The sequence below is a fragment of the Marinomonas piezotolerans genome, from assembly GCF_003362755.1.
In the GTDB taxonomy this organism is placed as follows: domain Bacteria; phylum Pseudomonadota; class Gammaproteobacteria; order Pseudomonadales; family Marinomonadaceae; genus Marinomonas; species Marinomonas piezotolerans.
Map to the genome: position 1 here is coordinate 1 of NZ_QKRA01000018.1, position 18,919 is coordinate 18,919.

15 protein-coding genes and 1 rRNA gene are annotated in these 18,919 nt (G+C 43.7%); 12 read left to right on the forward strand and 4 right to left on the reverse strand.

The features are described from left to right. The first annotated feature begins 54 nt into the window (after positions 1-54). The 4 genes from DN730_RS18610 to DN730_RS18625 are packed head-to-tail and all read left to right on the forward strand — an operon-like array spanning position 55 to position 4,148. A complete protein-coding gene (locus tag DN730_RS18610) occupies positions 55-1,467 on the forward strand; it encodes a hypothetical protein (protein ID WP_147290597.1) in 1,413 nt (470 codons plus the stop codon). A 2-nt stretch (positions 1,468-1,469) separates the two neighbouring features. Next, on the forward strand, positions 1,470-1,841 hold the full coding sequence (locus tag DN730_RS18615; RefSeq protein WP_115469633.1) for a DUF5455 family protein: 372 nt from the start codon (positions 1,470-1,472) through the stop codon (positions 1,839-1,841). 26 nt (positions 1,842-1,867) lie between these two features. Further along, complete coding sequence (locus DN730_RS18620) at positions 1,868-2,920, forward strand: zonular occludens toxin domain-containing protein (RefSeq protein ID WP_245958019.1); 1,053 nt, start codon at positions 1,868-1,870, stop codon at positions 2,918-2,920. Next, a complete protein-coding gene (locus DN730_RS18625) occupies positions 2,898-4,148 on the forward strand; it encodes a type II secretory pathway protein (protein ID WP_115469635.1) in 1,251 nt (416 codons plus the stop codon). The genes DN730_RS18620 and DN730_RS18625 overlap by 23 nt, the downstream gene beginning before the upstream one ends. 62 nt (positions 4,149-4,210) lie before the next feature. Here the strand turns inward: DN730_RS18625 and DN730_RS18630 are convergent, their stop codons facing one another. Then, entirely contained in the window at positions 4,211-5,059 is an 849-nt protein-coding gene (locus tag DN730_RS18630) for a hypothetical protein (RefSeq protein WP_115469636.1), read from the reverse strand. A 535-nt stretch (positions 5,060-5,594) separates the two neighbouring features. Here DN730_RS18630 and DN730_RS18635 point away from each other — a divergent pair. The 8 genes from DN730_RS18635 (at position 5,595) to DN730_RS18670 (ending at position 13,555) form a co-directional block, all read left to right on the forward strand. Continuing rightward, a complete protein-coding gene (locus DN730_RS18635; protein ID WP_115469637.1) occupies positions 5,595-6,203 on the forward strand; it encodes a Yip1 family protein in 609 nt (202 codons plus the stop codon). 160 nt (positions 6,204-6,363) lie between these two features. Next, the gene (locus tag DN730_RS18640) at positions 6,364-7,446 is read left to right on the forward strand and encodes a methyl-accepting chemotaxis protein (RefSeq protein ID WP_115469638.1); all 1,083 of its coding nucleotides are present in this window, start codon (positions 6,364-6,366) and stop codon (positions 7,444-7,446) included. Positions 7,447-7,718: 272 nt separating this feature from the next. Further along, a complete protein-coding gene (locus tag DN730_RS18645; protein ID WP_115469639.1) occupies positions 7,719-10,517 on the forward strand; it encodes a monovalent cation/H+ antiporter subunit A in 2,799 nt (932 codons plus the stop codon). Continuing rightward, entirely contained in the window at positions 10,517-10,882 is a 366-nt protein-coding gene (locus tag DN730_RS18650) for a Na+/H+ antiporter subunit C (RefSeq protein WP_115469640.1), read from the forward strand. Before DN730_RS18645 ends, DN730_RS18650 begins: the two co-directional genes overlap by 1 nt. Beyond that, positions 10,883-12,409 (forward strand): monovalent cation/H+ antiporter subunit D, encoded by a 1,527-nt coding sequence (locus tag DN730_RS18655; RefSeq protein ID WP_115469641.1) that lies wholly within the window; start codon positions 10,883-10,885, stop codon positions 12,407-12,409. It begins immediately after the preceding gene. A gap of 1 nt (position 12,410) precedes the next feature. Further along, positions 12,411-12,896 (forward strand): Na+/H+ antiporter subunit E, encoded by a 486-nt coding sequence (locus DN730_RS18660; RefSeq protein WP_115469642.1) that lies wholly within the window; start codon positions 12,411-12,413, stop codon positions 12,894-12,896. Beyond that, positions 12,890-13,159, forward strand: coding sequence for a K+/H+ antiporter subunit F (locus DN730_RS18665; protein ID WP_115469643.1), 270 nt, complete (start codon positions 12,890-12,892; stop codon positions 13,157-13,159). Before DN730_RS18660 ends, DN730_RS18665 begins: the two co-directional genes overlap by 7 nt. Positions 13,160-13,177: 18 nt before the next feature. Continuing rightward, complete coding sequence (locus DN730_RS18670; RefSeq protein ID WP_115469644.1) at positions 13,178-13,555, forward strand: Na+/H+ antiporter subunit G; 378 nt, start codon at positions 13,178-13,180, stop codon at positions 13,553-13,555. Here DN730_RS18670 and amt read toward each other — a convergent pair whose 3' ends face one another. The 3 genes from amt to rrf all read right to left on the reverse strand — a co-directional run bounded on the left by amt (position 13,556) and on the right by rrf (position 18,879). Continuing rightward, a complete protein-coding gene (gene amt / locus DN730_RS18675) occupies positions 13,556-16,624 on the reverse strand; it encodes an ammonium transporter (RefSeq protein ID WP_115469645.1) in 3,069 nt (1,022 codons plus the stop codon). It abuts the gene before it with no gap. Between the two features lie 198 nt (positions 16,625-16,822). Next, a complete protein-coding gene (gene nhaD / locus DN730_RS18680; RefSeq protein ID WP_115469646.1) occupies positions 16,823-18,085 on the reverse strand; it encodes a sodium:proton antiporter NhaD in 1,263 nt (420 codons plus the stop codon). A 679-nt stretch (positions 18,086-18,764) separates the two neighbouring features. Next, a 5S ribosomal RNA gene (rrf, locus tag DN730_RS18685) occupies positions 18,765-18,879 on the reverse strand. Positions 18,880-18,919 lie beyond the last annotated feature (40 nt).

Sequence of the window (18,919 nt, forward strand, 5' to 3'; positions counted from 1 at the left end):
TCAGCTTGTTTCAAAATCGCCATAATCTGGCTGTCGGTATAACGTGACTTTTTCATGCAGAACCTCCTGCGTTTAGATTACGAGAAAATTCTACTTTTGGCTGCTGTTAATTTTCGGGGGGATTACCGCTCGCCGTATTGTGTTAGCTACACACTTGTTCCTCTTGTTGAAACACAATACAAGCTAATAACTTATCGAGAGTCTGGTAAAGAGTACAATTCCACTTATATCACCAGAAAAGATTGTCAATCCGACATAAATACCAGTTCATGCACTTCTAATGAAGTTACTATGTGCTCTGATGGGTTTCCCCCTAATGTTTATGGTTATCAAGATTATTGCGATAGGCCTACACCCAAAGAGTGTGATAATGGTGAGTATGTAGAAGAGGGAGCTTATTGTTCGGTATCTAATGGTGTTTGTGCAGACTATGACTCTTGCTATCAATATGCAATAAGTAATGCAAATTGCTCTTCAACTTCATCACTTTTTTCTTTCAATTATCGTGATCCAAATAACTGGGATTATTCCTGTGGTGATATTGACCCTGCCTCGCCAGATCATCCAAGCAATGGAGGCAATGCCGACGGCAATGAATACAACGATCCTCAAAGCCCTGAACCTCCTATCAGTTCAGGTGATTCCGATCCATCTGCCTTAGCTGCTGCGATTGGCTTAGAATTGAGGCCTGATTTTAGTAATGTTGAGAGAGCTGTTCGAGATGGCATTAGTTCTGCTGAATCTAATACAGATCGAACCATAGATGCCATTAATTCAGTTCAATCAAGCTTAGAAACTTCTTTATCTAGTATTGAATCAGCTATAGATGAGAGCAACTCTTCAGATAATGGCTCTTCTTCTATTATTGACTCAGTCGATGGAGCTTCGGCTAATATTTCCGATTCGATAGACCAATCTTCTTCTGACATATCAAGCGCTGTCGCAGATGGTACTGGCGGCATTGTGGATTCAGTCAATGGATTAAATAATTCAGTCTCATCTGGTAATGGCATTATTTCGAGCCAATTAACAGACATCTCATCAAAACTAGATAACCTAAAGTCATGTGATCCTAATGTTGATCCGTATGGCTGTTTAGGTGAGCACGGTATTACAAGCGGGTTTATTACAAATATCATGGACACACTTACGGGAGTCTTCAATGATGAAAATGAAAAAGCTCTTGATTCAGTAAAAAGTGAAATATCCACAATCGAAAGCGCATCCCCTCTAAACAGCAGCGTTATTGAGGGTATATTCGATCCAATCTTGAACGTACTTCCTCAACCTCAAGAATGCATTCCTCTTATTTTTGGGAATCCGTCTCAACCATATAGCTTCACTTTATCCTGTGATTTCTCTGATAAGTTCAAGGCTGTTTTTGGCTTTTTGCTTGCGTTCTATACGATCCAACAGCTCATAGGAATCATCATATCTAGCCCACAGCCAAGACAAGAAGGATCTTAACTATGTCTAATTTACTGCTCTCTTTGGTCTCGTCTGTGGGGGGACTTTTACGACTACCAGCCTTAGCGACATTCTTTGCGACTATGCTAGGTAATTTCATCGCTTTCTTTGCCAAATGGTTTACAGCACGCACAGCCACTCAGCTTGGTGTTATTGCAACGATTGCTACTCTCACGATAGGTATGATTGCTCTATTGAAAACACTTATAGCTAGTATTGCCTTGGTCGCTCCACCAATGTTCATTCAAGCAATGAGTTTAATTGTTCCAAATAACGCCCCTATCTGTTTAGCCGTGCTTGTCTCTGCTCACACCATCAAATGGGTGTGGTTGTGGCAAGTCCGTTTTATTGAATATTACGCATCTAGTCGTTAAGGGGAAGGCACATGGCAGTTTACTTCGTGACAGGAAAATTAGGTGCAGGAAAAAGTTTAGTCTCTGTTGGTCGTATTAGAGATAAGTTAAACAAAGGTCTTCCTGTGGCGACTAATTTAGACATTAACTTAAAAAACATGCTTGGCAGAAATAAAAAAAATACTCGCCTTTATAGAGTTCCTGACAAGCCTGAAATTTTCGATTTAGAAGCGATTGGCGTAGGCAACAAAAGCTATGACGAAAGCTTAAACGGTCTTTTGGTATTAGATGAATGTGGCACTTGGTTTAACTCTAGAACATGGGCAGATAAAGGCCGTCAAGCCGTCATAAATTGGCTTCTTCATGCTCGTAAAAAAGGTTGGGACATTATCTTTATCATCCAAGACCTAAGCCTTGTCGATAAACAAGCGCGTTTAGCTTTAGCTGAACACGTTGTGTACTGTCGTCGTACAGATAGAGCAACGCTTCCTTTTATAGGTTCCATTTTTAAGATCCTAACAGGAGGAAAGATTCCTCTTCCTAAAGTGCACCTAGGCATTGTCCGTTATGGCGATTCACCTACTGCATTAAAAGTAGACACTTGGGTAACCGTTGGTGTGTCTCTTTATTCGAGCTATGACACCAAACAGATGTTTACCGACCATTATGCCAATGGTGTTTATTCTGTACTCCCCCCTTATTACACCCATGGCCGCTACTCGGTGCCAAAAACATTAAGGAACATTATGCGTATTACTAAGATTTACTTTAGGAAATGGTCACGCCTTACTTTTTTTGCACTTGGCATGATTTCCTGCTTTGCCTTATTAGAAATCACCTCAGAGAAAGAAGAAAAACCAATAACTGAAACCGTTATGGTTGAGCCAACTAAGCCACTGAGAGAGCAATTTTCAGGGTGGTCTATTTCAGGCTTTGCTAACTTCCCTGGTCAGCTGTCGAATTATCAATTTATCGACACTGACGGCAAAAAACAGACGGCTGAATTACTCAGAAAAAAAGGCTTCACCGTAAAATCACGTGGTGACTGTGAAGCACTAATCACAAAGGGAGACGACTATGTTTCGGTTTATTGTAATTAGTGTATTACTGCTATGTTCGACTGTCCAAGCTTACCCGCTCGACCCTTTTGTTATCAAGCAATCACCTCTTGCAGACTTTGCTACTTGGGTTTCTGAACAGACACAAAGAAACATCATTTTAGGCAAAGCAGTTGAAGGTAATATATCAATCAATGTAAGCAAGTTAGATGATCAAGATCTTATCCCTTTGTTTAAAAAAGTAATGGCCGCAAACGGTTACAGCGTTCAAGAAAAGAGCAATGATTTAATCGTATCCATCGATACAAACTCGCAAATTGACTTACCTGCTCTTGATGCCAAGGTGTATGCGTTAAAGCATATTAGAAACACAAAAGCCCTGACATTGTTCAATATGATTCTTTCTTCGGCTAAAGCTGGAAATGCTACCAGTACACAAGAAAATGAAAACTTAAGCGTAATTGTATCAAGGCATTCAGTAGATCCTCTTGTAGCCTCTAATTCGCTACTGGTCATAGCAACTAAGGCTCAACTTGCTAACTTAGATGGCCTTGTATCTCAAATTGATTTAGACATTAAGCAAGTCATGATACAGGCCATTATCCTTGAAATGGACGTATCTGATAGAGAAGACTTAGGAGTCAACCTTGAATCATCCTTATCCAAAAATGGCTTTTCGGTTCAGGCGACAACGAATACATCTCAATCAACTACTTTAAGCGCATTAACATTAGGCGGGTATGCCCCTTTAGGATCAGCGGGAAGCTTAAAAGGCTTGATTTCAGCACTAGTATCCAATGAAAAAACCAAGATCCTTTCTACACCTAATATTCTAGTAATGGATAGAGAGCTAGGCCATATATCGGTAGGCCAGAACGTACCATTTTTGGTATCTACTCAAACAACGGATGGAGGGGTTCAAACGCAATCTATCGAGCGTCGAGACGTTGGGGTAAGTTTATCTGTGACACCGCATGTACTAGCCTCAGGGGAAGTTGTCTTAAAGATCTCGCAAGAGTCATCAAGCGTAACAAGCAATGCTCAGGCGAGAGACATCGTTACTAACAAACGATCTATTTCAACCGTTGCAAGAGTTATAAATGGGGAAACCATAGCATTAGGTGGATTGATATCTAACGAGACTCGAAGGTCAGTTACGGGAGTGCCAGTTCTTATGAACCTTCCACTCCTAGGTAGGTTATTTAAATCAGAAAGCGAGGTTAATTCTCAAAAAGAACTTATGGTTTTTATTAAGACAATGGTTCTTTGACGTAATAGCCTCACCTCCTGCCACGCAGTGGTCTGGGGGTGAGGCTATTACGTCAATATGACTTACACAGTGGCCATTGATAAATAAATTTTATTTATATCATTATCCCAAACTTCAATAATCTTTCTGTCTTTATCTTTATTCCAATAGCATTTTCCAAATAATATAATTGCAGCTCCATGTAAATCCCACCTATCATTTATGGAGTATTTTTTAATTAATTTCTCACTAAACTTGGTTATAGGTATTCCCATATTTTTGCATTCTTGAGGGTTTAACCAACTAATCTCTTTATTTGCAAAAGATATTGTTCCCCAATACATTTTTGGTTTTGCATCTTTTGCATTGTTTTCGGGGTGGGCGTCTTCGAAGTTGACAAATAAGTTTTTAGCCTTGTATGGGAAATCACCAATACGAATTATCACATCAGACTCAACAAGGCTCTTTCCTCTAATTAAGCTACTAAGGATTCGGTCAAGCGACAAGCTAGAAAGCGTAGTCTTTTTTGATGACGATGATGTTTTTGTAGTGGTTCCAGTGGTGGCCTTTTCACTTATTACTTTTTTGACTCTAGCTTCGTCACTTAGCTTTTCTTCATCTTCGAAATCGTTAAATGAAAGGATAAACTCATTTGTTTGTTTTATTGCTTTGTCTACTTCAATCGAGTTTGCTACATCGATAGTAAAGTGTCTTGACGATCTTTCTGCATTACATCCTGTTGCATGATAGCGAGAGCCAAAGCAAGCGTCTTTCCCGTCAATACTCTGTTTACGATAGAATGCTACGCCTCCACATGAAAGGCATTTCAAATGATACCTGAAACGTTCTATTTTCCACTCTGGTAAAAGTACAAACTCTAAAATATCAAATTTACGTTTTGCGTCACTGTGAGTACAATCGGCTTCATGCATGTTACTTTCTCAGCTAGACATTGAAGAATATATAAAACAATAAGTTACAGAGACTTTCAACGTCCACATTATGACTACAAAATTGAACATCTATGAGCCTTACTGAGCTATTAGGCTTCTTACAGTCCCTTGAGAACGCTGGCTATAGCTCATTATTAGCCACTATTAGAGCTAAGCAAGAGATTCGACTCCCCCCCATCTCCACCAATCATCGAAAGGGCCACTCATTATTGAGTGGCCCTTTTTTGTCTGTTAAATGCACTTTAGCCCTTATCTTAAGTCGTCTTTTATTACGACAATCTGGCGATGACCTGTTGGAAGGGTCTTGCACTTTTATAAAGCTCACTCATCTTAGTGCTCTTATTATGTTTATTCTTTAACTCTATAAAAACCCTCTGCTTAGACTAAATCATTATTATCGGATCCGCTGCTTGCTGCGTAAGCATCTATACTGAAGATGACTCTGTCAGTGAATTCAATAACGTAACGTTCAGAAATCCAACACTCATAAGCACATAGCAGCGAGGAGGTTTCCATGATCAATCATGTTTGGGGTTTACTCCATCATCCAGATCGAGAATGGCGTGAGATCAATAAAGAGCACGAATCGGTTAGTCACATGTACGCGCACCATGTCTTGATTTTGGCAGCGATACCAGTGGTGAGTAGTTTTATCGGTACGACGCAGGTAGGGTGGACTCTTGATGGGGAAGAAGCCGTTCAACTCTCGACCATGACCGCATTAGGGCTTGGCGTATTGTTTTATGCGGTTATTTTAGCGGCCGTCGCCGCAGTGGGCTCAGTCATTCACGTGTTGTCACGCAATTACTCTCACCGCCCCAGCCGGGCTGAATGCATTGTATTTGCGGGTTACATTGCAACGCCAATGTTTTTAAGCGGCTTGTTTGCACTTTATCCAATCATTTGGCTCTGTACGCTGGCACTTGTCATAGGTGTCGCTTACACGGGATACCTACTGTACAAGGGCACCCCCAGCTTTTTAGGCATCAGCAATAAAGAAGGCTTCATCTTGTCTAGTGGTACGCTTGGTATCGGTGTGCTGATTTTAGAGCTCATGCTCGCCATTGTCGTATTGCTTTGGAGCATGGGGTCTGAACACAGCGTGGTCTGGACTTTCTTTTAATATTATTTAGTCCCTGTTTGATTAAAAGGCTTAACCTTGATCAAGGTTAAGCCTTTTAATCAGGATTTAACAAAACCTATACAGACATCCTATAGCCTTGTCTGCATTGTACTACTATCCATTTTAAGACTTCCGATCGCCTCACGGAGCACGCAGTATAATGTTTTCATCTTCTTACAAAAAACGTATCGCCGAGCTAGAGCACCAACTAACGCAAGAACAAGCCAAACATGCCGAACAAGTAGCCCAATTAAACTCCACTATTAATGAGCTGCAAACCCAGACGTCCGAAACCGCCAGCGAAGATTTCCGTGGGGAGCTTCTAGCGTATCAGCTACAGGGCGGTGAAATGCTGAATAACATTCGGGGCGGCCTCGCAGAGAATGCCGAGTCGCTTCTAGCGGAGCAAGTTCAACTACAAGAAGTCGATAATCTAATTCTTGAAACACGTTCAGCGATTGAGAATTTAAGCCGACGCGCAAGTATCATTAACGATCAGGCAACCACTAGTATGGATGCTGCAAATGTCCTAGATAAGACGGCGAATGGCATCAGCCAGTTGGTATCCAGTATCCAAGAAATTTCCGATCAAACTAATTTATTGGCTCTTAATGCTGCAATTGAAGCCGCTCGTGCGGGGAGTGCAGGTCGAGGCTTTGCGGTCGTGGCTGACGAAGTGAGAAATTTAGCCAGCAAAACGCACACCGCCAGCGAACAAGTGGAAGAGCTTGTGCGTAAAGTGCTCGATCAAACTCATTCCATAAAAAATATGGTAGAAAATAATCAGCAGAGCGCTGAGGACATCGCGTCTTCTTCTGAGCAAATCGATCGTACGGTTGAGAATGTGATTCACTCTTCCCAATCCATGCAAAGCGTTATCAAGCTTGCGGCGACGCAATCGTTCCTTGATACCGTAAAGCTGGATCATGCGGTTTGGAAAAACGATATTTACAACCGTATCGATAAAGGCCAATACGATCAAGAGGTCAACCTGCACACCGAATGCCGCTTGGGCAAATGGTATTATCAAGGGGACGGAAAACAACAGTACCAGAACTCGACCCTCTTTCGAGCCATTGAAGCTCCCCATCGCACGGTGCACGAGTCAGGCCGCGAGGCAATAAACGCGGCGAAAGCGGGACAAACAGAGAAAATGATCAAGTGTCTCGATGCTATGGAGAAAGCCAGTCTTGGGGTGGTTCGTTGCATCGAAGGTCTAATGGAAGAAGTAAAACAAGGCTGAACTATTTACGCCAATTTGGGTCTATTTACTACGCTGGCTTGTTCCGGCGTTTTTTATATCTAAATAACAGAGATTCATTTTAAAAATCGTATTTCGCATTGATTATAAAGAAAAAGTGTAGAGATCACGGTATTCTTGCATAATGTAAGCAACACACTGACCTTCGCCCATGGCGAGAGAATGAACTATTGGAATGGATGAATGATTTTTATGGGTTACAAAGTTTTTGTCCCTGAACAATCGCGCGTCAATGTGACGAGGGAGCAAGCCTAGTGAATACTTTACTGTGCATTCCTTTGTTGGTGCTGATAGGCACTATTGTCCCGCTATGTTCTGCCCGCTATAGCCGCACTGCGTGTGCATTCTTAACGGCTGCGATGCCTGCGTTGGCGTTATTCTTAGTGTTGGAGTTGGCACCTGCCATCTTAGGCGGAGAACGCTTTACAACATCAATACCTTGGGTCCCAAGTATTGGTCTAGAATTGGCCTTCCGCCTTGATGGTTTGGCGTTGTTGTTTAGCTTCTTAATACTTGGCATTGGCCTACTGATTATTCTCTACGCCCGCTATTACCTGTCTGAAAAAGACAACATTGGTAAGTTCTTCTCCTATCTAATCCTATTCATGTTTGCCATGCTTGGCGTGGTAATGTCGGATAACTTGATCCAAATCTGGGTGTTCTGGGAATTAACCAGTATCAGCTCGTTTCTGTTAATCAGTTTTTGGGGGCACAAAAGTGATGCTCGAAAAGGCGCGCGTATGGCGCTCACCATTACCGGCGCTGGCGGGCTTTTTTTATTAGCAGGCTTGTTGATTCTAGGGAATGTGGTCGGCAGTTTTGACTTACAAACAGTGCTTGATAGCGGTGATATGATCCGAGCGCACGCCTTGTATCCAGTCATTGTCGTGCTCATTTTAATCGGTGCTTTTACCAAATCCGCACAGTTCCCATTTCATTTCTGGCTACCAAATGCGATGGCAGCACCCACTCCAGTAAGCGCTTACTTACACTCTGCCACTATGGTAAAAGCTGGCATTTTCTTAATGGCTCGCTTTTACCCTTCTCTAGCCGGAACTGAACTCTGGTTCTTGATCGTGAGTCTCACAGGCTTAGCGACCTTCTTGCTAGGGGGCTATTTGGCTTTGTTTCAACACGATCTCAAAGGTCTGTTGGCCAACTCAACGATTAGTCATTTAGGTCTTATTACGTTGCTGCTTGGCATGGGATCTGATTTAGCACTGGTCGCAGCGATCTTCCATATTATTAACCACGCTACGTTTAAAGCATCACTCTTTATGGCCGCTGGGATTATCGACCATGAATCTGGCTCGAGAGACATGCGGCAACTCAACGGCTTGTGGAAATACATGCCCTATACCGCGACATTAGCAATGGTCGCTGCATCTGCGATGGCGGGTGTGCCGCTGCTCAACGGCTTCTTATCAAAAGAGATGTTCTTTACTGAGACCTTGCATCAAGGCTCATTAGGATCGCTATCTTGGATGGTGCCGGTATTAGCAACATTAGGAGGGGTTTTATCGGTCGCCTACTCCACTCGCTTTATCCATGATGTTTTCTTTAATGGCGAACCCATTAATTTACCGAAGACCCCGCATGAACCGCCTCGTTATATGCGTGTCCCAGTAGAAGTATTGGTTGCGCTGTGTTTGTTAGTCGGGATTTTGCCGAGTCTTATTGTGGGTGATTTGCTATACAGTGCCTCGTTTGCGGCGTTAAACAGCCCTGTACCAGATTACAGCTTATCAATTTGGCATGGCTTTAATTTGCCTTTGTTAATGAGCTTCATCGCGTTCTTTGGTGGTTTATTGGTCTATTACAATCGCCAGCATTTGTATAAGTTTCAAGCGCAATTCCCCAGCAATGATCCCAAGCTGGTGTTTGAACGATCGATTCAAGCATTGGTGACTTGGTGTAAGTGGTTTATTGGCGTTTTTGAAAATGGATCACTGCAGCGTTACACCTACTTTGTTCTGAGCTTTGCAATTATTGTCAGTGCGTATCCGCTGCTCGACCTCGATACGACGGCTGGCCAACGCCCTGAAATCCCATTGGATGCGTTATCAATCACTGGCGCCGTGTTATTGACCATCGGTTCACTCGCGACGGTTGTTTGGCATCGACGCCGCATGGTGGCATTGTTAACGCTTTCCGTCGTGGGTCTCATCGTATCGTTAGCATTCGCTAAGTTCTCAGCTCCTGACCTTGCACTGACTCAATTGTCGGTCGAAGTTGTTACGATCATCCTGCTCATGCTCGCTTTGTTTTTCTTACCGCAAAAAACGCCTAAGGAATCGAGCCCAAGACGTGTGGTGCGTGACCTTGGAATCTCTGCAATGATTGGCGGCATTATTGGTACTGTGATTTATGCCATCATGACGCGCCCATTAGATACCATCTCAACCTTCTTTACAGAGAACAGTAAAACTGGCGGTGGTGGCACCAACGTGGTCAACGTCATCTTAGTCGACTTCCGTGGCTTTGATACGTTAGGTGAAATCACTGTTTTAGGTATTGCTGCACTAGGTATCTTTAAACTTATCTCACGTATGCGTTTGTATATGCCATCGAGTGACGATGGTGGTCGACCATGGTCGTCTGACCGTCATCCGTTGATGTTATCAGTGGTGTCACAAAGCTTATTACCTTTAGCGCTACTCGTCTCGGCTTATATATTCCTACGTGGTCACAATATGCCAGGGGGAGGCTTCATCGCTGGTTTGATCACTTCTGTTGCTATCATCCAGCAGTATGTTGCTCACGGGGTTGATTGGATCAAAGATCGTTTGAAATTGGATTATCAGATAATGATTGGATCCGGTATTGGTATCGCGGCACTAACCGGCCTTGGTAGTTGGTTCTTTGGCGAATCGTTCCTAACCTCTTGGTTCGATTATTTCTATTTACCCGTAATCGGCAAGTTTGAGCTAGCAAGTGCCATGTTATTTGATTTGGGTGTGTTCTTAACCGTTGTTGGTGCCACGATGTTGATCCTGGCAAACCTTGGTCAGCTTACAACCAGCGAACGACCTGTTCATGAGGAGGACGCATAATGGAAGGTGTTTATGCTTTTTGTGTGGGTGTGATGACCGCCTGCGGTATCTTTCTAACCTTACGAGGTCGTACGTTTCCCGTTGTAGTGGGACTGACGCTTTTATCTTACGCCGTTAACTTATTCTTATTTGCGAGCGGGCGCTTAAAACTAGAAGCGGCTGCGGTGCTTGGCATGTCAGACAGTTACGGGGATCCGTTACCTCAAGCTTTAGTTCTCACGGCAATCGTAATTGGCTTTGCAATGACTGCCTTTGCCGTGATTCTTGCAATGCGAGCACGTGCAGACTTAGGTAATGATCATGTTGATGGGCGTATCCCTAAAACACCGGTAGAACAACGTCAGAAGTCTGGAGGTCAACGCTAAATGCAACACCTAAGTATTCTGCCAATTCTACTGCCTTTGTTTACCGGAGCATTGCTTCTTTTGCCTCCGTTATCTGGCACTCTCTATCGCCAACGGGTCGTGACTCTGCTCTCCAGCGTTTTACAAGTACTCGCAGCAGTTCTGTTAGTTATCCAGATACAAAATGATGGCATACATCAATACATTTTAGGTGGCTGGCAACCACCCTTTGGTATTGTACTGGTTGCTGACCCCCTATCCACTGTGATGGTTGCATTAACGACGTTCCTAGCTCTAGGGGCCTTATGTTACGCCACAGGGAATCATGATCGAGGCGGGAAGTATTTCTATCCGCTATTTATGTTTCAGGTTATGGGGATTAACGGTGCGTTCTTAACGGGCGATGTGTTCAACTTATTCGTCTTTTTCGAAGTCCTGCTTATTGCATCCTATGCATTGCTCGTTCATGGCGGAGGGAAACAAAGAACACAGGCAACTGTTCACTACGTAATACTAAATTTAGTCGGTTCCAGTATTTTCCTATTCGGCTTGGGGATTATGTACGGCACACTCGGAACCCTTAACATCGCTGACATGGCGCAAAAAGTTCCTGAACTCACTGGTAGTATGGCCATTCTTGCAAAAATTGGCGCATTACTGCTACTGGTCGTGTTTGGCCTAAAGTCCGCCATGCTGCCACTGCATTTCTGGCTACCGAAGACCTATTCCAGTGCCAGCGCACCTGTTGCAGCCATTTTCGCCGTTATGACAAAAGTCGGTATTTATAGCATTCTGCGTATCCATAACGTCGTATTTGGTGATGAAGCTGGGGAACTTGCGAATGTCGCACAATCATGGATATGGCCACTCGCTTTAATGACCATTGCTATCGGAACGGTTGGAGCACTCGCTAGTCCTAGCTTAAAGATACTAAATGCTAACTTAGTTATCTTGTCAGCTGGGTCATTATTAGTGTGTGCTGCATTGCAAAACGAAGCCGCCACCAGCGCTGCTGTCTACTACATGGTCCACAGCACCTTAGTAGCTGGTGGATTATTCTTATTGGCGGATTTGATTTCCAATCAACGGGGTAAAGCCGAAGATCGGTTTGTGATGGCGAAATCAATGGATAACCCGGTATTTCTTGCTTTGTGTTTTGCTGTCGGTGCAGTAGCGGTAATTGGTATGCCGCCGTTATCAGGGTTCATTGGAAAAGTTATGATCCTACAAGCAACGCAATCAGCCGCTGAACAAGTTTGGGTGTGGCCTATTCTATTGCTTAGTAGCTTAGGCGCATTAATTGCCTTGTCCCGAGCAGGAACGACGCTGTTTTGGCGAGGTGCCCCAAGTAAGCAAAACGATGAAAAACAGGTTATCCATATCGGCGAGTGGATCGGCGTCGTGATGTTATTAGCGGCCTCACCATTGCTTGCCCTGTTCGCAGGCCCTATGTCTGAGATTGCAAACTCCGCGGCGACGTTTTTGCATGACCCAAGCTTGTCCGTGGATGCGCTGTTAACCAGTCCACTTGTAAACGGAGGTCACTAGAATGACATTTTTACCTATGCCATTTCATAGCCTTCTATTGTTTGTGGTCTGGCTTTTACTTAATAACTCCGCCAGCCCTGGACACATACTGCTAGCGGTATTTTTCGCAATTTCTATCCCGCTGCTGGTCAATAGCATGCGCGATGAGCACCCAAAATTAAAGAAGCCCTGGCTTGCCTTTCGTTATTTCCTCTTGGTGTTGAAGGATATTTTAGTCGCGAACTTTCAAGTTGCGCTACTTGTGTTAGGGCCTATTAAAAAATTAGAACCGGGCTTCGTTGCCGTTCCGCTTGACGTGAAGTCTGACGTCGGCATTACTCTTTTAGCCAGTACTGTATCTCTGACGCCCGGTACGCTGAGCGCTGAGGTGTCCGAAGACAAACAATGGCTTTATGTGCATGCATTACATATGACTAACGAGCAAGAGCTGATCGATGAAATTAAGCAGCGCTATGAACGCCCAATAAAGGAGATATTAGGATGCTAAGTTCAGCACTATTCTTCGTTACGATCTGTATCTGTATCGCACTGTTTTTAAATCTTTGGCGTCTTCTCGTTGGACCACATTTGAGTGATCGTATCTTGGCACTCGATACGATGTACATTAACGCCATTGCACTCATTATGCTGTATGGCATATACATGGGCACTAGTTTGTATTTTGAAGCCGCACTGCTTATTGCAATGCTTGGATTTGTCAGCACATCAGCACTTTGTAAGTACTTACTTCGTGGCGATATAATAGAATAAGAGGGGGCTCAATATCATATGTCTTTTACAGCAGAATTAATCATTAGCATATTGTTGTTGGTGGGTGGCGTGTTTTTATTGGTAGGCTCCATCGGTTTAGCGCGCCTTCCAGATATCTTTACTCGCCTACATGGTCCCACCAAAGCCACAACACTAGGCATTACAGGGGTATTACTTTCTTCCCTGATATATCACTCATTGAACCAAGGTGGGCTATCGGTCGCAGAGCTGTTAATCACGCTTTTCCTTCTGATCACTGCACCTGTGGCGGCAAATATGGTGGCAAAAGTCGCGTTACATCATGATAACCCGCCTATCCCGAGAACTAGCGGTCAGGCACTTATGGCCCGAGCCAAAGAACGTAAGGCACCTGAACAGGATTCAGATCAAACGTAATCAACCGTGTTTCAATGCTTTATTATGAGTCTGTTGGCGTAATCTATCGCTAACGGACTCTTTTGTTTCTGGCATAAAATAATAATACCCTTGGTGAAGATGACAGCCTAACTGCTGTAATACCGTCGCCTGCAATTCTGTTTCGACTCCCTCTGCTATGACCTGCAGGTCCAAGTTGTTCGCTAGCTGTATAATCGCTTCACAAATTTTGTCCCCTTCTGCAGAGTCACCACACTCACGTACGAAGGATTGATCGATCTTCAGAATATCGAGCGGCAATGTCTTCAAGTAGTTCAGCGAAGAGTACCCTGTACCAAAGTCGTCCACTGAGATTTCCACACCTAGAGCATTAAGCGCACTCATTATGTCAACACATTGGCTTACATCGTGAATAAATACCCCTTCTGTGATTTCTATTTTGAGCCACCTGCCGGATACATTGTATTCGGTTAATTTTTGCTCGATATAGTCTACAAAGCCAACGGAAACCATATGGCGCCCAGAGATATTAACGGCGATCGGTACAATGTCCACATCTGCATTTTGCCATTCTTTTAAGCACTTCAGCACTTCCTCTATCACAAACTCATCAATCTGACATATTAAGTTCGATTCTTCTGCCATAGGGATAAATTCTGCTGGTGAAATATTACCTCGCTCGGGATGATGCCAGCGAATTAACGCTTCTAATCCAAATATCCCTTGTCGCTGATGATCGTACTGGGGCTGATAAACTAACGAGAACTGATCTTTAAGTAGAGCTTCTTTAATAACTTGCTCAAATTGAAATAGATTGGCCACATCCTCTGCCATATACGCTTCATAAAAACGTGCATTATCACGGCCATTTTGTTTTGCACTGTACATTGCAATATCCGCTTGCTGAATTAACTTTTCAGCAGTGCTGTCCTCTCCCGATATACTCATCCCAATACTCGTCGCAACCCTCACCGGTTTATCCGACAATGTCACGGGGATACGCATCGCACTTAAAATACTTGAAGCCAGTTGTTGTACACGGCTCTCAGAGACTTCCTCAACGATCATAATCAAAAACTCATCCCCACCCCACCGAGCGATTACGTCCGTTTCAGTGGTCACATCACTCAGGCGAGCAGACACTTCGCACAGTAACTCATCACCCGCTTTGTGACCCAAGGTATCGTTTATGATTTTAAATTTATCCAAGTCCAAAAATAGCAAGGCGATCTGAGAGCCACGCTCCGCACTTAAGCGTAGCGAACGCTCAAGCTGCTCATTCATATAGGTGCGATTATATAAGTTTGTCAGTGGATCAGAGTAAGCTAGAAAGCGTAGTCGCTGCTGCAACTTAACATGACGAGTCACATCTCTAATATGGAGTGTAAACTCTTGAAAGCTCCCTTCTTCATTAAGTGCTTTAGTGATCGCAATCTCAACGGGAAACGTTTGATCACTGCCTCGCTGTAATTGAAAATGATTACGACGATTTAGCACCCAACCTTTAGATGATGAAAACTCCGTTGCAAGGCTGTTTCTGATCTCTGCTCGATCTTCGGGCGGAACAAATAAATCAATAAAGCTCTTGTCTCGCACTTGGCGTTTTAGCATTCCGAAAGTGCGCTCAGAAGCTGGATTGTATTCAATGATCTTACCAACTGAATCAATGGTAACAATGCAGTCCATGGAGGCATTTAGTATGGCCGATTTACGCATCTCACTCTCTTTAAACCAATAGAGAGCTTGATCCCGCTCGTTAATCTCTTGATTGACCTTGTCGATCACTTGATTGTATTGCTTGGCAATTTGACCAACTTCTGTAAACGGCTCTTCGGGAACTCTCTGAGAAAAGTCCGCCTTGTCTTGTTGGTAGCGCATAGAATTCAAAAGATCGATGATTTCCGTTGTGGCATGATGCTCGGCTACGTTAAGACCTTTTTCTTCATCAATAGTAGACACACGCAGCTGCATAAAGCGGCTGAGGACCATCAAAGCGATGTACGCCACTGCGCAACAATAAGCACCAATGCTTAGTATGCCAATAATCTGTACGGCCAACTGGTCCATCCGAGATAGACCATTACCGATGGCATCCAAATCACCCAGCAGCGCAACAGCAACTGTCCCCCACATGCCTGCAAAGAGATGTGCCGGCACGACGTCTAGCGCATCATCCAACCGCCAACGCTCCATTAAATAGCTACCTAGCACAGTTATCACACCGCTAACCAGACCTACCAGTATCGCGCCGCCAGCAGAGACGACATGACAACCAGCAGTAATACCGACTAGCCCTGCGATCACTCCATTAAGCAAATGTGACACATTAATGAAGCGATACTTGATGTAAAAAATTGCACAGGCACCCACTCCCCCCCATACGGCTGCCAAGAAAGTATTAAGTAGTATCGATGGGACACTTTCATTCAAAGCCAAAGTGCTCCCTCCGTTGAAGCCAATCCACCCCATCCAAATAAGCAACACACCTAAGCCAGCTAAGGGTAAATTGCTTCCTTGAGGAAGATACACTCCTTCCTCAAAACGCCTCAAACGTGGCCCAATTTTCCAGACAGCAACCAACGCCACCCAACCACCAACCGAGTGAACAACAGTAGATCCAGCAAAATCGACGAACCCCATTTTTTCGAGCCATCCGGCAGACTCTCCAGAAGCGAACACACCGTTCCATGCCCAATGCCCAACAATTGGATAGATAAACGCACTTAAGACCAATGTAATCGCTAGATAGCCAGCAAAAGTCATACGCTCAGCCACTGCCCCTGATACAAGGGTCGCAGCGGTGCCGCAGAACATCATCTGGAAAAAGAAGAAAGCGATTGAGGCTGCCGAAGCTCCATCGCCAAATAGAAAATTTGATGTACCAAACAAGCCATAGCTCGATGCACCAAACATCAAGCCAAAACCTATTAAATTAAATACTGCGGAGGAAAGAATAAAATCAGAAATATTCTTAGCAGCAACGTTGATACTGTTTTTACTGCGTATTCGCCCGCTCTCAAGACATAGAAAGCCCGCCTGCATTAGGAAAACCAACGAAGCAGAAACCAGAAGCCATGCTATATCAATCATAAGCGCTCCAGATTGAACCATATATGGAAAAAAGCACCACAATAGGTCATAAAGAACAGAAGCACGACCTACGCAATAGGGAAAAGCCTTCCTTGGGTGACGATAGTAAACTATTCAATTGTTGGGCCAATTTTGCCCTAGCTTCTAACCTAACAATAAAAAAGGGCACTCTGATGTGCCCTTTCTATCATGCTATTTTTAGGATAAAACTAATTGTGCCATCGACATCGAGGCAATATAACCAATCGTATACACTAGAAGTAATACAAGGCTATAGCGCGCATAAGAACCAAATGTTAAACCATTGACTTTACTCATCGCGACAATCCCTGCCGCAGAGCCGATAACTAATAGAGAGCCACCAACACCTACGGCGTAGGTTAATCCCAGCCATTCAGCTTCAGTCATGATAATGCCCGCTTTTAACAGAGCTGCTGTGAGCGGTACGTTATCGATCGCAGAAGATAATACCCCCATTAAGAAATTAGCTATAACTGGTGGTAAAACCTCATACATACGAACGATAGAGTCGAGCACCTCAATCTCTTTAAGCATGCCAACAAGCAGCAAAATCCCTAAGAAAAATAGCAACGTCTCAAACTCTATCACCCTGATATAGTCAAGAATCGACTGTTCTTCTTTTTCATCTGCATCAAAAAACCGTGCGATTAGAAACATTGTCGCCATTCCCAATAAAAACATAAGTACAGGGGGAATGTTAAACAAAACATTGGCCGCAATGGTGCTAATAATAGTACACAAGAACGCTGCCCCAATCAGCAGGTCAACGCTTCGAACCTCGTTACGTTTAATACTGATTTCAACAGTCTCTTTCATACCTCTGCTCAACAGCAACGCAAGTAAAATGACGGCAACAAATGCGGGCGCAGAGAGCATCATTAAATCAAGAATATCAACTTTACCGTCTAAGAAAATCATCAGCGTAGTAACGTCGCCGGTAATCAAAGCTACACCACCGGAGTTCACGGCAAATACAACTAAGGTTGCAAAGCGGATAGTTTTCTTAGTCGACAAATTCAGAGACAAAATCAACGTAACCGACACCAGTGTGGCCGTGATGTTGTCAGCAAGAGACGAAAAGACAAAACAGAATATAGCGGTTAAGAACAGCAACGAGCGTTCTTTAATCCGTTTAGGCATAAACAAATGAATGATATTTTCTATCATGCCTTTCTTGTTTAGATAAGCAACGAATGTCATGGCGGCTACAAGGAACAACCAAAGACTGGCAATCTCTGAAACGTTTTCCTCAAACCCACGTGATACAGCTTCTGCTTGCTCAGGTGTCCCTGCATGAAAGACATACAGTATCACCCACGAAAAAGTACCTAAGAATAAGGTGACTTTAGCCTTATTGACGTGAATCACGTCTTCTAACACGACCCCTAGTAAAGCGATAACCGCTAAACCTATGAGGACGTACTGTAATACAGCTGGCATTTCAAAACCCTCAATTAGTAAATTTAAAAACCCAAAAAATTTGACGCGCAAATTTTATACTTCTTTAAGGCCAACTCATACTAAGAAAAAAGAAATCATGAAATAAAATTTCATAAATCGAATATGAAATACCTACTTGTAGGTAAATATAGGCTTTTTGATGTCGTAATAAGCAAATCAATGGTGATTCATAAGCTAATCATCACCAAAAGTTTCAAAAACCAGTCAAAATGGAAAGTCAGAATACGCGTTGATTAGATCGCTACAAGCAGTACTGAATGCCCCCTACCAGGAGCAGTCTCAAGCAATTGAGGATAAATACTACCGTTTGCGCCCAGAAGCGTTCTATCGCATGGGCGGCGTTAGCCATTATAGCTGCTCTTCGTAGCATGAGGAGCTAAAACTTGTCCTAAGTGCTAAGCGTCGATAGGAGGGGTTTTCACCAGACACAAAAAAGCCCTGACCGATGATACCCCAAATTCTGAATTTTATGAGACGACGACCACAATGATCTGAAGCTCCGCTTCATCCCCTCTGGGCATCCTTCGGATGTCTGCCACTGGCTCCTTCGGAGCATCGTGTCATCACATGGGTCCGTTGTAGTGGACAGATAGGTGACGTGATTCTAAACGAAAAAACCCCGCCCTGCTTCGCAGGACGGGGTTTTTTTCATTTAAAAGCTTGACGACGACCTACTCTCACATGGAATCTCCCACACTACCATCGGCGATGGCGCTTTTCACTTCTGAGTTCGGGATGGGATCAGGTGGTTCAACGCCTCTATGATCGTCAAGCAAACCGGTGTGCGTTTCGTTATGAGTGATCGGATGTGGA

What these genes read in the sequence shown, in the direction of transcription:
- DN730_RS18610 (WP_147290597.1), top strand. Translation starts at nt 55, where the DNA reads ATGCAGAACCTCCTGCGTTTAGATTACGAGAAAATTCTACTTTTGGCT.
- DN730_RS18615 (WP_115469633.1), top strand. Translation starts at nt 1,470, where the DNA reads ATGTCTAATTTACTGCTCTCTTTGGTCTCGTCTGTGGGGGGACTTTTA.
- DN730_RS18625 (WP_115469635.1), top strand. Translation starts at nt 2,898, where the DNA reads ATGTTTCGGTTTATTGTAATTAGTGTATTACTGCTATGTTCGACTGTC.
- DN730_RS18630 (WP_115469636.1), bottom strand. Translation starts at nt 5,059, where the DNA reads ATGCATGAAGCCGATTGTACTCACAGTGACGCAAAACGTAAATTTGAT.
- DN730_RS18635 (WP_115469637.1), top strand. Translation starts at nt 5,595, where the DNA reads ATGATCAATCATGTTTGGGGTTTACTCCATCATCCAGATCGAGAATGG.
- DN730_RS18640 (WP_115469638.1), top strand. Translation starts at nt 6,364, where the DNA reads ATGTTTTCATCTTCTTACAAAAAACGTATCGCCGAGCTAGAGCACCAA.
- DN730_RS18650 (WP_115469640.1), top strand. Translation starts at nt 10,517, where the DNA reads ATGGAAGGTGTTTATGCTTTTTGTGTGGGTGTGATGACCGCCTGCGGT.
- DN730_RS18655 (WP_115469641.1), top strand. Translation starts at nt 10,883, where the DNA reads ATGCAACACCTAAGTATTCTGCCAATTCTACTGCCTTTGTTTACCGGA.
- DN730_RS18660 (WP_115469642.1), top strand. Translation starts at nt 12,411, where the DNA reads ATGACATTTTTACCTATGCCATTTCATAGCCTTCTATTGTTTGTGGTC.
- DN730_RS18665 (WP_115469643.1), top strand. Translation starts at nt 12,890, where the DNA reads ATGCTAAGTTCAGCACTATTCTTCGTTACGATCTGTATCTGTATCGCA.
- DN730_RS18670 (WP_115469644.1), top strand. Translation starts at nt 13,178, where the DNA reads ATGTCTTTTACAGCAGAATTAATCATTAGCATATTGTTGTTGGTGGGT.
- amt (WP_115469645.1), bottom strand. Translation starts at nt 16,624, where the DNA reads ATGATTGATATAGCATGGCTTCTGGTTTCTGCTTCGTTGGTTTTCCTA.
- nhaD (WP_115469646.1), bottom strand. Translation starts at nt 18,085, where the DNA reads ATGCCAGCTGTATTACAGTACGTCCTCATAGGTTTAGCGGTTATCGCT.